Annotated in this window: 14 protein-coding genes; 5 read left to right on the top strand and 9 right to left on the bottom strand. The window is 73.3% G+C overall.

Features of this window, described 5'->3' with window-relative positions; all coding sequences use genetic code 11:
• Positions 1-23: 23 nt before the first annotated feature.
• Both ITJ54_RS11895 and ITJ54_RS11890 read right to left on the bottom strand, forming a co-directional pair.
• Positions 24-461, bottom strand: coding sequence for a hypothetical protein (locus ITJ54_RS11895; RefSeq protein ID WP_194628526.1), 438 nt, complete (start codon positions 459-461; stop codon positions 24-26).
• Positions 458-1,861: a molybdopterin-dependent oxidoreductase gene (locus tag ITJ54_RS11890; protein WP_228509309.1), complete on the bottom strand. Its 1,404-nt coding sequence runs from the start codon at positions 1,859-1,861 to the stop codon at positions 458-460. Before ITJ54_RS11890 ends, ITJ54_RS11895 begins: the two co-directional genes overlap by 4 nt.
• An 18-nt stretch (positions 1,862-1,879) precedes the next feature.
• Between ITJ54_RS11890 and ITJ54_RS11885 the strand changes: the two genes are divergently transcribed.
• From ITJ54_RS11885 to ITJ54_RS11875, 3 genes are read left to right on the top strand one after another with little or no spacing between them, the layout of a single operon-like run.
• The gene (locus tag ITJ54_RS11885) at positions 1,880-3,301 is read left to right on the top strand and encodes a glycosyltransferase 87 family protein (protein ID WP_194628524.1); all 1,422 of its coding nucleotides are present in this window, start codon (positions 1,880-1,882) and stop codon (positions 3,299-3,301) included.
• Positions 3,298-4,437, top strand: a complete 1,140-nt coding sequence (gene moaA / locus ITJ54_RS11880) for a GTP 3',8-cyclase MoaA (RefSeq protein WP_194628522.1) — start codon at positions 3,298-3,300, stop codon at positions 4,435-4,437. Before ITJ54_RS11885 ends, moaA begins: the two co-directional genes overlap by 4 nt.
• 2 nt (positions 4,438-4,439) lie before the next feature.
• Entirely contained in the window at positions 4,440-4,679 is a 240-nt protein-coding gene (locus tag ITJ54_RS11875) for a MoaD/ThiS family protein (protein ID WP_228509308.1), read from the top strand.
• 171 nt (positions 4,680-4,850) lie between these two features.
• Here ITJ54_RS11875 and ITJ54_RS11870 read toward each other — a convergent pair whose 3' ends face one another.
• The 6 genes from ITJ54_RS11870 to ITJ54_RS11845 are packed head-to-tail and all read right to left on the bottom strand — an operon-like array spanning position 4,851 to position 10,183.
• Complete coding sequence (locus tag ITJ54_RS11870; RefSeq protein WP_194628518.1) at positions 4,851-5,951, bottom strand: calcium:proton antiporter; 1,101 nt, start codon at positions 5,949-5,951, stop codon at positions 4,851-4,853.
• A 46-nt stretch (positions 5,952-5,997) separates the two neighbouring features.
• Positions 5,998-7,023: an ABC transporter ATP-binding protein gene (locus ITJ54_RS11865; RefSeq protein ID WP_194628516.1), complete on the bottom strand. Its 1,026-nt coding sequence runs from the start codon at positions 7,021-7,023 to the stop codon at positions 5,998-6,000.
• Positions 7,020-7,865 (bottom strand): ABC transporter permease, encoded by an 846-nt coding sequence (locus tag ITJ54_RS11860; RefSeq protein WP_194628514.1) that lies wholly within the window; start codon positions 7,863-7,865, stop codon positions 7,020-7,022. The genes ITJ54_RS11865 and ITJ54_RS11860 overlap by 4 nt, the downstream gene beginning before the upstream one ends.
• Positions 7,822-8,637, bottom strand: a complete 816-nt coding sequence (modA, locus tag ITJ54_RS11855) for a molybdate ABC transporter substrate-binding protein (protein WP_323741702.1) — start codon at positions 8,635-8,637, stop codon at positions 7,822-7,824. Before modA ends, ITJ54_RS11860 begins: the two co-directional genes overlap by 44 nt.
• Before the next feature lie 60 nt (positions 8,638-8,697).
• The gene (locus ITJ54_RS11850; RefSeq protein WP_194628512.1) at positions 8,698-9,789 is read right to left on the bottom strand and encodes a HesA/MoeB/ThiF family protein; all 1,092 of its coding nucleotides are present in this window, start codon (positions 9,787-9,789) and stop codon (positions 8,698-8,700) included.
• Positions 9,776-10,183: a TOBE domain-containing protein gene (locus tag ITJ54_RS11845; RefSeq protein ID WP_194628510.1), complete on the bottom strand. Its 408-nt coding sequence runs from the start codon at positions 10,181-10,183 to the stop codon at positions 9,776-9,778. The genes ITJ54_RS11850 and ITJ54_RS11845 overlap by 14 nt, the downstream gene beginning before the upstream one ends.
• A 149-nt stretch (positions 10,184-10,332) precedes the next feature.
• Here ITJ54_RS11845 and ITJ54_RS11840 point away from each other — a divergent pair, with 149 nt between their 5' ends.
• A complete protein-coding gene (locus ITJ54_RS11840) occupies positions 10,333-11,988 on the top strand; it encodes a glycosyltransferase family 39 protein (RefSeq protein ID WP_194628508.1) in 1,656 nt (551 codons plus the stop codon).
• A gap of 40 nt (positions 11,989-12,028) precedes the next feature.
• Positions 12,029-12,544, top strand: coding sequence for a GNAT family N-acetyltransferase (locus tag ITJ54_RS11835; RefSeq protein WP_194628506.1), 516 nt, complete (start codon positions 12,029-12,031; stop codon positions 12,542-12,544).
• Positions 12,545-12,678: 134 nt separating this feature from the next.
• Here the strand turns inward: ITJ54_RS11835 and ITJ54_RS11830 are convergent, their stop codons facing one another.
• The gene (locus ITJ54_RS11830) at positions 12,679-13,611 is read right to left on the bottom strand and encodes a 4-(cytidine 5'-diphospho)-2-C-methyl-D-erythritol kinase (RefSeq protein WP_194628504.1); all 933 of its coding nucleotides are present in this window, start codon (positions 13,609-13,611) and stop codon (positions 12,679-12,681) included.
• Between the last annotated feature and the right edge of the window lie 31 nt (positions 13,612-13,642).

Below are 13,642 nucleotides of genomic sequence, written 5' to 3'. Positions count from 1 at the left end.
CATCCTACGAAATGGTTGTCGTTTCAACTACTGATTCGGGCAGATCTCCGTGATGTCACTGAGCCGACGACGAGCGCGGCGACGACCACGACGAGCAGGACGCCCTCGACGAGCAGCAGTCGACCGGTGTAGTCGAACGGCACGACGGTGGGGTTCTTCGCCCCGTGGGCCTTCGCCGCGATCTCCGGCACGACCACCAGGACGAGCACGCTGCCGAGCACGACCGCGGTCTGCACGACGACGAGCACCCAGACGCGCAGGGCCCGACCGGCAAGTCGCAGCCCGAGGCCGACGAGCACCACGAACGGCGACAGGATCGCGTCGTGCAGGATCACCGCGGCGATGAGCCAGACCGCGAGGCCACCGATGCGGTTCGGCTTGACGGTGGTCACGAGGACGTAGGCGCCGAAGGCCAGCACCAGCACGCCGAGGACGACGAGCACGATCCGCGTGGCCCTCACGAGCGCACCTCGATCCGCTCGATCCACTTGGTCTGCAGCACGCCGGGCCGCCCGGGAGCGATGATCCGCGCCGGGAACCCGTGGTCCAGGTCGAGCGTCGCACCGTTCAGCTCGAGCGCGACGAGTGTCGTCGGGTCGGCCGCGTACTCCGGCCCCATGTCCATGATCCGGTAGCCGCCGTGGCGTTCCAGGCTCGTCACGCGGACGTCCGAGGACGGCTCCGCCTGCACGGCCGCGAGCAGGTCACGCATTCGGATGCCCTTCCACCTGGCCATCTGACTCCAGCCCTCGACACAGGAGATCGGCAGCGACACCTCGGTCATGCCGAGCGCGACGAGCTCCGCCCGCGAGAACGTCCGCGTCACGGCCGGCCCCACCACCGTGAGGGTCCAGTCGGCGGCCGTCGCGGTGGCGAGCACCCCGGCGGCACGCGCGGTGCGGTTCACCGGCAGACCGGCCGGACCGAGTCCGCGCTGGCGGGGTGCGAAGACGTTGAACGGTTCCCCGAGCCGCGAGGACTGCCCCACGGTCAGGACCACGACGCCGGCAGTGGCCGCCGCGACCCCGGCGAAGAAGCCGCGTCGGGCGACGCGCTCACGTCGACTCCCGTCGACGAGGCTCGTGCTGGGCGACACAGCACGCGGTCCGGCAGGCGCGTCCTGTCGCGCACCGCGAGCCTCGGGCGACGGACGGGAGGCTCGGGGCGGCTCCGCCACGCCGGTCGCGGGGGCAGCGGGGGCGCCGTCGACCCAGCGCAGGACGCGACCCACGACGCCCCGGGGGTACGGGGCGGACGCGGGGCGAGCCTCCAGGCCGGTGTACGGGGGCAGCTCGCTGCCCACCGTGTCGTCGCGGACGAAGCGACCCTCGGCGTCGTAGGAGTCCTTCGCACGCCAGTAGCGGACGATGACCGGCAGCTTCGTGGCGATGTGGATCACGAGCGAGCCGATGAGCACGTACGACAGCGCGTAGTGCACCTGGCGGAACGGGAACGGCCACGGGTACCACTGGTACGTGTTCACCAGACCGGTGCCGACCTGCACGATCGCCGCGGAGACGAACACCGCGATGGAGAGCCGTTCGAGCAGGTGCAGCACGCCACGCACGGGCGGGTCCTGCAGCAGCGCCGGCATCACCGTGTTGAGCTTGGCGAACAGGAGCGGGATGATCGCGATCCCCGCCGTGATGTGCAGGCCCTGCGTGAACTGGTAGAGCTGGGTCGGCCGGGTCGGGAACCGCATCCACGGCAGGGGGTCCTGCAGGAAGTGGCTGAACAGGCCGGTGCCGAAGCAGATCACGAACGCGATGCCGAGCAGGCGTCCGAAGACCACCGCGGAGCGCGCGTTCCGGTTCGGGGACGCCAGCACCGCGCGGCTGTCGCCCAGCAGACGGCGGAGCATCGGTAGCCTCGACGGATCATGCGACTTCGTCACGGCCATCTGCTCTCGACCGTGCTCGCCGTCGTCGGCGTGCTGGCCCTGGCGGGCGTCATCGCCGTCGGCGTCACGCATCTGGGGTTCCTCCGGTCCGGTCATCGAACGTCATTCGTTGCGTGGACCCTGATCGCTTGGACGGTCTTCGTCATCGCGGTCATCGCACTGCGGTTCGTCCCGGCCCGCCTGGTCACCATCATCGTCCTCGCGGGTGCACTCGTGGTGGGGATCGCCGCGATGGCCGGGCCGCCGAACACGAGCACCGACTCGGCGCGGTACTCGTGGGACGGCATCGTGCAGCATGCCGGGGTCTCCCCCTACGCGCACACCCCCCAGTCCGAGGCGCTGGCACACCTGCGGCCCGACTGGCTGTTCCCGGACAAGGTCGACGGCACGTGCGAGAACCTGAAACCGCGGCTGCACGGGCTCGGTGACGGCGCCGACGGCCACTGCGTCGCGATCAACCGCGTGGACGTCCCCACGATCTACCCGCCGTTCGCCGAGATGTGGTTCGCGCTGGTCCGCTCGGTCGTTCCCGCCACGGCGCAGTACTGGCCGTTCCAGCTCGCCGGGCTCGTCGTCTCGCTCGGCATCACCGTCGGGCTGCTCCTGGTGCTCCGCCGCACCGGCCGTCCGCTCTGGTGGGCCGCGATCTGGGCCTGGTCCCCGCTCGTCGCCGCCGAAGCGGTCACGAACTCCCACGTCGACGTCGTCGGGGCCGCGCTGGCCACCGGCGGTGCCGTGCTCGTCGCGTTCGGACGGCCGATCTGGGGCGGGATCATGCTCGGCGCGGCGACGTGCACGAAGCTCATCCCGGCGCTCGTGTACCCGGCGCTCCTCGGGCGATGGCGGGCGTGGTGGTCGATCCCGGTCGGCATCGCGGTGTTCGGGCTGCTCTACGTGCCCTACATCGCGTCGACGGGGACGAAGGTCCTCGGGTACCTGCCCGGCTACCTGACCGAGGAGGGCTACGAGGACGGGTCCCGGTTCGCCCTCGTGTCGCTGGTCGTCCCCGGTGACGCGGGCACCGTCGTGGTCGGGCTGGCCGTGCTCGTCGCCGCGGTGCTGGCCTGGCGGCTGTCCGACCCGAGCCGGCCGTGGTCCGGCGAGGTGCTCATGATCGGCGTGACGTTCCTCGCCGTGACCCCGCGCTACCCCTGGTACGCGCTGCTGCTCATCCCGTTCGTGGCGCTGTCCGGCCGGTGGGAGTGGTCCGCGCTCGCGCTCGCGATCGCCGTGCGCGGGGCTTGGCCGAACGTCGACGCCTACCGCTGGTGGCTCGGCGGCGCGGTGCTCGTCATCGTCGTCGTCACCCTGATCCGCACCGAGCGGTCGGACTGGGTGCGGTGGCGGGACCGGCTGGTCCCCGGGCGGGACCGGCGGCTGCACGTATCATCGCTGCCATGACCGCCCGCGCGCTCCCGTCGACGGGGCTCCTCCCCGTTCCGGCTGCCGGAGCTGCGCCTGGGTCCTCGGTGTTGCCTGCGTCCGGGCTGCTCCGCCGCGTGCGTGCCGAGTCCTCGATCCCGCCGCGACCCCTGGGCGACGACGGCCTCGTCGACCGTTTCGGCCGCCGCGCCGTCGACCTGCGGGTGTCACTGACCGAGCGCTGCAACCTCCGCTGCACCTACTGCATGCCGGCCGAGGGGCTGCCCGTCATCCCGACCGACGCGCTGATGACCGCGGCCGAGATCGAGCGGCTCGTGCGCCTGGGCGCCGACCACCTCGGCGTCCGGAAGGTCCGCTTCACCGGGGGCGAGCCGCTCCTCCGCGCCGACCTCGTCGACGTCATCGCCCGGTGCGCCGCACTCGGTGTCGAGCTCTCGCTGACGACGAACGCGATCGGGCTGGCCTCGCGCGCCACCGACCTCTGTGCCGCCGGACTCGAGCGGGTGAACGTCTCGCTCGACACCGTCGACCCGGACGTCTTCGCCACGGTGACCCGGCGTCCGTTCCTCGCCCGGGTCCTCGACGGCATCGCGGCCGCTGCGGACGCCGGTCTCGGGGTCAAGGTCAACGCGGTGCTGCTCCGCGGCGTGAACGACCACCTGGCGCCGGAGCTCCTCGCCTGGTGCCTGGAGCGCGGCCACGAGCTCCGCTTCATCGAGCAGATGCCGCTCGACCCCGGGCATGCCTGGGACGGCACCTCGATGGTCACCGCTGCCGAGACCCGCGAGCTCCTCAGCGACCAGTACGTGCTCACGCCGGACACCGCACCACGTGACGGCGCCCCGGCCGAGCGCTTCCGGGTCGTCTCGCGGGCGACCGGGCAGGACCTCGGCACGGTCGGCATCATCGCCAGCGTCACCGAGTCGTTCTGCGCCGACTGCACCCGCACGCGCCTGACCGCCGAGGGCCACGTCCGCAGCTGCCTGTTCTCCGACGAGGAGGCCGACCTGCTCGGGCCGATGCGCTCCGGTGCCTCGGACGCCGAGGTCCTCGACGCCTGGCGACTCGCGATGTGGGCGAAGCCGCGCGACCACGGCGACGACCAGGACGGCATGGTGCACCCGGCGCGCGGCATGTCCGCGATCGGAGGATGACGATGACCACGATCCGGTTCTTCGCCGCCGCACGGGCTGCGGTCGGCACGGACGAGCTGCGCTCCGACGCCCCGACGCTCGCCGAGGCGCTGGGCAGCGTGCCGGCCGTCGACCCCGAGCGGTGGGCGGCCCTGCAGGAGCGGTGCTCGTACCTGGTCGACGGCGTCACCACCCGCGACCGGGCGACCGCGCTCGCCGGGGTCGGGCTGGTCGACGTGATGCCGCCCTTCGCCGGCGGCTGAGACCCGGGGTGGGGGCGCGCGCTCCTTCCCATGACGCCCGCGATGGGAAGCGGTTTCGCGCGTTGCGGGTCGGAACTTCCCACTCGCTACGCGCGGGACAACCCCCTACGCGCGGAAGGGCCTCCTCCGCGCGAAACGACCCGCGCGCGCCCGACCCGCCCGGCCCCGCGCCTACGGGCTGACGGACAGGACGATGAACGCGGCGAAGATCACCAGGTGCACCCCGCCCTGCAGCCGTGTCGCACGACCAGGCAGCACCGTGAGCACCGCGGCGACGATCGTCAGCGCGAGCAGCACGATCTGCGCCGACCCCAGCCCGAGCAGCAGCACCCCGTCGGTGAAGAACGACGCGACGGCGATCGCCGGGATCGTCAGGCCGATCGACGCCATCGCGGAGCCCATCGCCAGGTTCAGGCTCGTCTGGATGCGGTTGCGCGCGGCTGCCTTCGACGCGGCGATGCCCTCGGGCAGCAGGATCAGCAGCGCGATGACGACACCGACGAACGACGGCGGGAAGCCGACCGCGGCCACGCCGGCCTCGATCGCGGGCGACTCCACCTTCGCGAGCCCGACCACGGCGACGAGCGCCAGCAGCAGCAGCCCGAGCGAGGTCAACGTCGCGCGGCTGGTGGGTCGCTCGGCGTGGGCGTCCTCGGACTCGGTCAGCACGCCGCCCGCCCGGTTGACGGGCAGGAAGAAGTCCCGGTGCGCGACGGTCTGCGTGACGACGAACAGGCCGTAGAGCGCCAGGGACGCCAGCGCCACGAACACGAGCTGCGCCATGGTGAACGACGAGTCGTCGGTGCCGGTGGTGAACGTCGGGAGCACGAGCGTCAGCACGGCCAGCGCCGCGACGGTCATGGTGGCCGCCGAGGCACCCTCCTGGTTGAAGCGCACGGTGTTGTGCCGCAGCGTCCCGATCAGGATCGCGAGCCCGACGAGCCCGTTCATCGTGATCATCACCGCGGAGAACACGGTGTCCCGCGCGAGTGTCTCGGCCTTCGGTCCGCCGGAGCTCGACAACGTGATGATGAGCGCGACCTCGATCACGGTGACCGCGACGGCGAGCACGAGCGACCCGAACGGCTCCCCCACGCGGTGCGCGACCACTTCAGCGTGGTGCACCGCGGCGAGGATCGTCCCGGCGAGCACCACCGCGACGACGACGACCGCGACCGTGCCGAGGTCGTGCATGACGAACGCCGGCACGAGCACGAGGGCGGCGATGATCGGCGTGCCGACCGGCCAGGCCCGGAGGATCCTCGAGGTCATCGGGCAATCCTGCCACCGACGCGGCCAGCTCACCGACGCGTCCGGCTCACCGACGTGGGGCGTAGACGTCCACCTCGTCCGGCGGAACCGCGATGCGCACCGCGTCCCCGCTCACCAGTCCGAGTCGGGCTGCCCGGGCCACGGTCACGTCGGCGACGAGCTCGCCAGCCCGGACACGGACCAGTCCGTCCCGCGGCTCGACCGTGCGCACCCGGCGCGCCAGCCCGGCACCGTCCCGCGTGACGACGGCGGCCGTCGGGTGGTACGCGGCCAGGACCACCCGCCCGGGAGGCTCGGTGCCGGTCCCCGACACCAGCTCGCCTCCGTCGTCGAGCGCGATCCCGGTCGCCGTGGCCGTCCCCGGGACGAGCGCGAGCCCGGAGAACGCGGCGCCGAAGGCACTGGTCGGGCGGCCGAGGACCTCGGCGGTGGTGCCGGTCTCGACCACCCGGCCGTGCTCGAGCACCACCACGCGGGACGCGAGGGCGACGACCTCGATCGGGTCGTGCGTGACCAGGACCGTCGGCCGGCCGGCGGTCGCCGTGACGAGGGCTGCCCGGACGTGCTCGCGGGCCTCGACGTCGAGTGCCGAGGTCGGCTCGTCGAGCAGCAGCACCGCCGGGTCCGCGGCGAGGGCCCGTGCGATCGCGACCCGCTGCGCCTGCCCGCCCGACAGGGAGCCGGGGTCGCGCGGTGCCAGGGCGAGCGCGTCGACGACCGTCAGGGCCGCGTCGGCGCGGAGCCGGGCCTCCCGTCCATGCACACCGGAGGCACGCGGACCGTAGGCGACGTTGCCAGCGACAGACAGGTGTGGGAACAGGTCCGGGCGCTGTGCGACCAGGCCGACCCGGCGGCGGTGCGAGGGCACGCGGTGCCGGCCGTCGTCGACGGTGCGGCCGCCGATGGACACCGCGCCGGCGTCGAGGCGGACCAGCCCGGCGACGGCCTCGACGACGGAGGACTTGCCGGCGCCGTTCGGCCCGATCAGGGCGACGCATTCGTCGAGACCGACCTCGAGTGTGACGTCGACGTCGCGGCCCCGCAGGACGACGTGGGCGTGCAGGCCGCTCATGCCGTCACCGGCCGGAGACCGGAGCGGACCGAGGTCGCGCCGATGACGACGACCGCGACCACCACGAGGACGAGCGCCAGGGCGATCGCGGTGTCCGGGTCGACCTCGCGCTGCAGGTAGATCTCGAGCGGCAGGGTCCGCGTGACGCCCTGCAGGCTGCCGGCGAAGGTCAGGGTCGCGCCGAACTCCCCGAGGGCCCGGGCGAAGCAGAGCACCAGGCCCGAGGCGATGCCCGGGAGTGCCCGCGGGAGCGTGACGGTGAGCAGGACGCGGGTCGGATCCGCGCCGAGCGTGGCGGCGACGCGCTCGTACCGGTCGCCGCTGGTGCGGAGGGCACCCTCGACCGACGTGACCAGGAACGGCATCGCGACGAACGTCTGCGCCATCACGACCGCCGCGGTGGTGAACGCGATGCGGACGCCGTGCGCGTCGAGGAAGCTGCCGACGGGTCCGAGCCGACCGAAGGCCGCGAGGAGCGCGAGCCCGCCGACGACGGGCGGGAGCACGAGCGGCAGCAGGACGACCGCACGGGCCACGCCGACCCAGCGGGAGCGGACGCGGGAGAACACGACGGCGAGCGGCAGGCCGAGGACGAACGCGATGCCCGTCGCGGCAGCGGCGGTGCCGAGGCTCAGGCCGAGAGCGGTCAGCGACGCGGGGGACGTGACGAGCGCGGCGAAGGAGCCCCAGTGCACCCGGCCGACCATCGCGAGGACGGGCACGACGACGAACAGGCCGCCGAGGACCGCGGGGACGGGGAGCCACCAGGGGGTCTTCACGGGGTGGGTCGCCGTGCGCTCACGGGGCGCCGAACCCTGCGTCAGCCAGGACCTTCTGTCCATCCTCCGATCGGACGTACGCGCTGAACGACCGGGCGAGATCGGCGTTCGCAGCTCCGTGCACCACGCCGATCGGGTAGGTGTTGACGACCTTCCGCGCCGCGTCGAACGTGACCCCGTCGACCTTGCCGCCCGCGCCGCGGACGTCCGTGACGTAGACCAGACCGGCGTCGGCCTGACCGGACTCGACCTTGCCGAGCACGTCGGTGACCGACTGCTCCTCGCTGACCGGGCGGAGCGTCACGTCAGCGGCCTGCTCCACCTTCTGCGTCGCCGCACCGCAGGGCACGGGCGCGGCGCACGTGACGACCTGCAGGCCGGGTGCGGTCAGGTCGTCGAGGTCGTCGATGCGCTTCGGGTTGCCGGGCGCGACGGCGATCTGCAGGGTGTTCGTCGCGAAGGCCGGTGCGCTGCCGTCGATCAGGTCGGCGGCGGTGAGCTTCTGCATGTTCGGCTCGTCGGCGCTCGCGAAGACGTCGGCGGGGGCACCGTTCTGGATCTGTGTGACGAGGTCGCTCGAGCCGGCGAAGGAGAACGTCACCGTCGTGCCGGGGTGCGCATGCTCGTAGTCCTTCCCGAGCGTGGTGAAGGTCTGCTGCAGGCTCGCGGCGGCGAAGACGGTGATCGAGCCCGTCGGGCCAGCGGTCGCCTGGCTCGTGCTGCTGGGCGTACTCGTGCCGCTCGCCGTGCCGCTCGCCTGGCCGGTGCTGCAGCCGGTGAGCAGCACCAGCGCTGCAGCTGCGACGGTGATCGTGGTCGTGGTCTTGCTGCGCACAGTGCGTCTCCCTCGGACGCAGGCGCGTCTCCTGGACACCAACCTAGCCGCAGATGCGACTCAGGTGGTGGGGAGCCCCTCGCGCTCCCATGCCTGCATGCCCCCGTCGAGCACCACCGCGGTGCGGCCGGACGCGGTCGCCTCGGTGGCCCACGCGACGGCGCGGGGGCCGCGGGCGCACACCACGACGACGACGCGCCCGTCGTCGGCCGGCAGGTCCTCCGGCGGCACGGCACCCGGCACGACACCCTGCGCGCGCTCCTCCGGCGTCCGGACGTCGACGACGAGCACGTCGTCCGCCGGGTCCGCGATCCGGGCGGCGAGGGCGGACGCGGCGATCACGGGCAGCACGGTGTCGTCGGCGGGGGCGTGCTGCGCCGGACGGTGCGACGCGGCCCCCCGGCGGAGCGGGCTCTCGGTCCAGCGCCACCGCCGGGCGTCGACGCTGAGCACCCGGCCGAGCAGGGGCTCGCCGAGTCCGGCGACCAGGGCGGTGACCTGCGCGGCCATCACGGAGCCGACCGCACCGCAGAGCGCGGGCAGGACACCGTCGAGCGCGCACGAGCCCTCGTCCGGCTGCACGTCCGGGTGCAGGTCGTGGAAGTCGACGACCCGGTCGTCGAACACGGTGACCTGCCCGTCGTACCCGAGGGCGCTCCCCCAGACGAACGGGACGTGCCCGGCCGCACAGGCGTCCGAGACGGCCCGGGTGACCAGCAGCGAGTCGGCGGCGTCGACGACCACGTCGTGCCCCGCGACGAGCCCGGCGTGGAAGCGCTCCACGACGGCGTCGACGCGGCACTCGGGGTCGACGGCAGCGGCACGCTCGGCGGCGACCTGCGCCTTGGGACGGCCGACGTCCGCCGCGGTGAAGAGCGTCTGCCGCGCGAGGTTCGACGGGTCGACGACGTCCGGGTCGACGATCGTCAGCCGGGCGATCCCGCTGCCAGCCAGGTACGCCACGACCGGGGCGCCGAGGCCACCGGCGCCGAGGACGAGGACCCGCGCCGCCGCGAGCCGCTCGAGCGTGCGGTCACCGCCGGCGTCGAGCGCGGCGGTGCGGGAGCCGAGGCGGCGGCGGGCCGGGGTGAGCGGGGCGGTGGCCGGGGCCGCGTGGTCAGGGGTCGGGGCGGTGTCGTCAGTCGTCGTCATCGGGGGTCTCCACGGTCACCATCGTGGCCTTGACCGAGGCGACGGCCACGGACCCGACCTCGAGCCCGAGGTCCCGGACGGCCTCGGCGCTCATGAGCGAGACGACCCGGTGCGGCCCGCACTGCAGCTCGACCTGCGCCATCACGGTGTCCGTGACGACCTCGGTCACGATCCCCACGAAGCGGTTGCGCGCCGAGCTCCTGACGGACGACGCGGGGTCGGGCAGCGCGCCGCCGTGGGCCTTCGCGTGCACGGCGAGTTCGCGCCCGTCGAGCACCACACGACCGGCATCGTCCGAAAGACGCGAGAAGGTGCCGGCGTCCACGAGCCGCCGGACCGTGTCGTCACTCACCCCGAGGTACCGCGCCGCGTCCTTGACCCGCAACCGACTCATCCCCGGATGCTAGCGGCTCTGCCCCACTCGACGCCCGCAGGTCCGACCCGTCGGATGCTGTGAGGGCTCCGAACCACAATGTGACATTCTCAGGAGCACGGGGCAGATCATCGGGTCGTCGCCCAGGGGCCGTCGATACCGTCGGCCCCGTGAGTTCCCCCCGTACCGGCACCATCGGCGTGCCCCGTCAGGTGTCCGCCCCCGCGGTGCGGACCCGGCTGCGTGGCGTGTCCGGCGCCGTCGGCCTCGCCGTCGTGCGGACCCCGGAACTCACCATCGGTGCCCTGGCCGTCCTCATCACGGCCGCCTTCTCGTGGGTGCCGTCGCTCTGGTACGACGAAGCCGCCACGGTCACGAGCGCCCAGCGGTCCTGGGCCCAGCTCTGGGCCGAGCTCCACTCGGTCGACGCCGTCCACGGCCTCTACTACGCCCTCATGCATGCGTGGTTCTGGCTCGTCGGCTACACGCCGTTCACCCTCCGCTTCCCGAGCGCACTCGCGATCGGCGTCGCCGCGGCCCTGGTCGTGGCACTCGGGCGCCGCCTGGGTGGCCGGCGACTCGGCATCGTCGCCGGTCTCGTCTTCCTCGCGCTGCCCCGTGTGCAGTGGGCCGGGTCCGAGGGCCGTCCCTACGCCACGATCACCACGCTGTCGGTCTGCCTGACCCTGGTCGGCCTCACCGCCATGCGTCGCACGCGGTCGCGCCACCACGCCACCCGCTGGTGGATCGCCTACGGGGCACTCGCCCTGGTCGCGGTCACGTTCAACGTCTACCTGTCGCTCGCCGTCGTCGCGCACGCCGTCGTCCTGCTCTGGACCCTGCTCGCCCGCCGGTCCGAGCTCCGGCGGGCCGACCTGTCCGTCCGCGCCCAGCTCGCACCGCCACTCGTGCCCGGGCGGGCGCTCGTGCGGTGGGCGATCGCGTCCGGTGCCGCAGCGTTCATCGCCTCCCCGTTCGTGCTCGCGGTGGTGTCGCAGTCCCGGCAGGTCGGGTGGATCGGCCCCGTCGGCGACCGCACCCTCGCGCAGGTCTTCGCCACGGCCTGGTTCGGCGCGGACGACGCCACGGCCGCCGTCGCCTGGACGCTGATGGTCGTCGGCGTCGTGGCCGCGGTCGTGCAGGCCCGTCGCCCCTCCCCCACCGTCCGGGCGCTCTTCCGGATGCAGGCCGTGCGGGTCGCACTCCCGCTCATGGTCGTGCCCACCGCGGCACTCGTCGGGGCGACGGCGCTCGGTGAACACCTGTACTCGCCGAAGTACGCCAGCCTGAGCCTGCCCTTCGTCGCGATCCTCATCGCCCTCGCCGTCACGCTCCTCCGCCCGCGGGCGTGGGTCGCGGGGGCCGTGGCGTTCCTGCTCGTCCTGTCCATCCCCGCGGCCGTCGCCGTGAAGCAGCCGATGGCGAAGCAGGACTCGACCTGGGCCAAGGCAGCATCGATCATCGCCGCCGCGCGGGACGCCCGCCCCGACGCCGACGAAGGAGTCGTGTTCGGCAGTGTCTACGGGCACCCCGGCACCACGGCCGACATCATACGGGTCTCCTACCCGTGGGCGTTCACCGGCATGACCGACCTGGGCGTGCGGAAGAACGGCGCCGAGACCGGTGTGCTGTGGAACCAGACCGGCGACGTCGCCACGACGGTGCCGGCACGCCTGGGCGACATCGACACCGTCTGGTTCGTCGGCGGGACCTCCCGCAACAAGGAGCCGAAGACCACCGAGGTGCTCGAACGACACGGCTTCGTCGCCGAGCAGCGCTGGAAGACCGGCACGGTCATCATGACGGAGTACGTGCGCGTCCGCTGACCTCCGAGGGCGTGGACGCTCGGTGTGCCATGCTGCCGTCATGCAGCACGACGTCCGCCCGATCGAGCCCGCCGACGCCGAACGGCTCGGCGACCTCCTCGCTCGGAACCGCGACTGGCTCGCTCCGTGGGACCCGGCCCGCCCCGAGACCTTCTTCACGGTGGACGGGCAGCGCGCCGAGATCCAGTCGGCGGTCCGGCGGCGACAGCAGGGCGTGATGATGCCGCTCGTCATCACCACCGACGGGGTGGTCGTCGGACGGATCAACCTCAACTCGATCGTGATGGGGGCGTTCTGCTCCGCGACGCTCGGCTACTGGGTGTCCGAGGACGCCGCGGGCAACGGCGCAGCGACCGCGGCGGTCGGACTCGCGACCCGGATGGCCTTCGACCGGCTCGGGCTGCACCGTGTCGAGGCGGGCACGCTCCCCCACAACGAGCGGTCGCAGCGGGTCCTCGCGAACAACGGCTTCGAGCGCTACGGCTACGCGCCGCGCTACCTCCGGATCGCCGGCGAGTGGCAGGACCACGTCCTGTTCCAGCGCCTGGCCGACTGAGCCCACCGGCAGCGCCCGGACGGCACGAGGCTCGTGCTGGGCGACTGTCCTCGCGGACCGAGGCCCGAGAACGGTCGCCAGGGACGAGCCTCGTCCCGCTCGAGGCGGGCGAGAGCGCGCGAGCGCGAGAGCGGTCAGTGCACCACGCGCGCGCCGTGCACCGGCCCGGTGGCACGCACCGCGACGAGCCCGGCGGCGCTCAGCGCGACCTGGACCTCGAGCGCGGCGTCGATGTCGGCGACCAGGAACGCGACCGTCGGCCCGCTGCCGGACACCAGCCCCGCGAGGGCGCCCGAGCGCTCCCCGACCTCGAGCGTGGCGGCGAGCCCGGGCTGCAGGTGCATCGCCGGGGCCTGCAGGTCGTTGTGCAGGCAGTCGGCGAGCAGGTCCGGGTCGCCGGCACGGAGGGCCTGCAACACGTTCGACTCGACGACCGGCGTCGACGGCGCCGGCGCGATGTCGGCACGGTAGCGCTCGCGGTGTTCGTCGAGCGCGCGGTACACGGCGGGTGTGGACAGGCCGTCGTCGCTGAGCGCGAGCACCCACTGGAACTCGCCCTTGGCCAGCGCGGGGCTCAGCTCGTCGCCGCGCCCGGTGCCCACCGCGGTGCCGCCGGCGAAGGCGAACGGCACGTCCGCGCCGAGCTCGGCCGCCAGCCGCAGGAGTTCGTCGCGACCCAGGGCCGTGCCCCAGAGCGTGTCGACCGCCAGGAGCGTCGCCGCGGCGTCCGCCGAGCCACCGCCCATGCCGCCCGCGACGGGCACCCGCTTGTCGATCGTCAGCCGCACACCGCCGGAGTACCCGGCGGTCTCCGCGACGAGCCGCGCGGCCCGGATCGCCAGGTTCGTGCCGTCGACCGGCACGCCCGTGGTGTCGACCGAGCCGGTGAAGGTCACGGTGAAGTCGTCGGCCGGTTCCGCGACGACGTCCTCGAACAGGGACACCGCCTGGTACGCCGTCGCCACGTCGTGGTAGCCGTCGTCCTGCAGGGCACCGACGGACAGGAACACGTTGATCTTGCCGGGAGCGCGCGTCCGAACGCGGGTCGGTGCCGCCAGCGAGGTCATGTGCCCAACCTATCCCGCTCCGCTCCCGCTG

Origin of the sequence: Curtobacterium sp. VKM Ac-2865 (assembly GCF_015350905.1) — a bacterium.
Lineage (GTDB): Bacteria > Actinomycetota > Actinomycetes > Actinomycetales > Microbacteriaceae > Curtobacterium.
This window is presented reverse-complemented; position numbering and strand designations above follow the sequence as displayed.

What these genes read in the sequence shown, in the direction of transcription:
- ITJ54_RS11890 (WP_228509309.1), bottom strand. Translation starts at nt 1,861, where the DNA reads ATGCTCCGCCGTCTGCTGGGCGACAGCCGCGCGGTGCTGGCGTCCCCG.
- ITJ54_RS11885 (WP_194628524.1), top strand. Translation starts at nt 1,880, where the DNA reads ATGCGACTTCGTCACGGCCATCTGCTCTCGACCGTGCTCGCCGTCGTC.
- moaA (WP_194628522.1), top strand. Translation starts at nt 3,298, where the DNA reads ATGACCGCCCGCGCGCTCCCGTCGACGGGGCTCCTCCCCGTTCCGGCT.
- ITJ54_RS11875 (WP_228509308.1), top strand. Translation starts at nt 4,440, where the DNA reads ATGACCACGATCCGGTTCTTCGCCGCCGCACGGGCTGCGGTCGGCACG.
- ITJ54_RS11870 (WP_194628518.1), bottom strand. Translation starts at nt 5,951, where the DNA reads ATGACCTCGAGGATCCTCCGGGCCTGGCCGGTCGGCACGCCGATCATC.
- ITJ54_RS11865 (WP_194628516.1), bottom strand. Translation starts at nt 7,023, where the DNA reads ATGAGCGGCCTGCACGCCCACGTCGTCCTGCGGGGCCGCGACGTCGAC.
- ITJ54_RS11860 (WP_194628514.1), bottom strand. Translation starts at nt 7,865, where the DNA reads ATGGACAGAAGGTCCTGGCTGACGCAGGGTTCGGCGCCCCGTGAGCGC.
- ITJ54_RS11850 (WP_194628512.1), bottom strand. Translation starts at nt 9,789, where the DNA reads ATGACGACGACTGACGACACCGCCCCGACCCCTGACCACGCGGCCCCG.
- ITJ54_RS11845 (WP_194628510.1), bottom strand. Translation starts at nt 10,183, where the DNA reads ATGAGTCGGTTGCGGGTCAAGGACGCGGCGCGGTACCTCGGGGTGAGT.
- ITJ54_RS11835 (WP_194628506.1), top strand. Translation starts at nt 12,029, where the DNA reads ATGCAGCACGACGTCCGCCCGATCGAGCCCGCCGACGCCGAACGGCTC.
- ITJ54_RS11830 (WP_194628504.1), bottom strand. Translation starts at nt 13,611, where the DNA reads ATGACCTCGCTGGCGGCACCGACCCGCGTTCGGACGCGCGCTCCCGGC.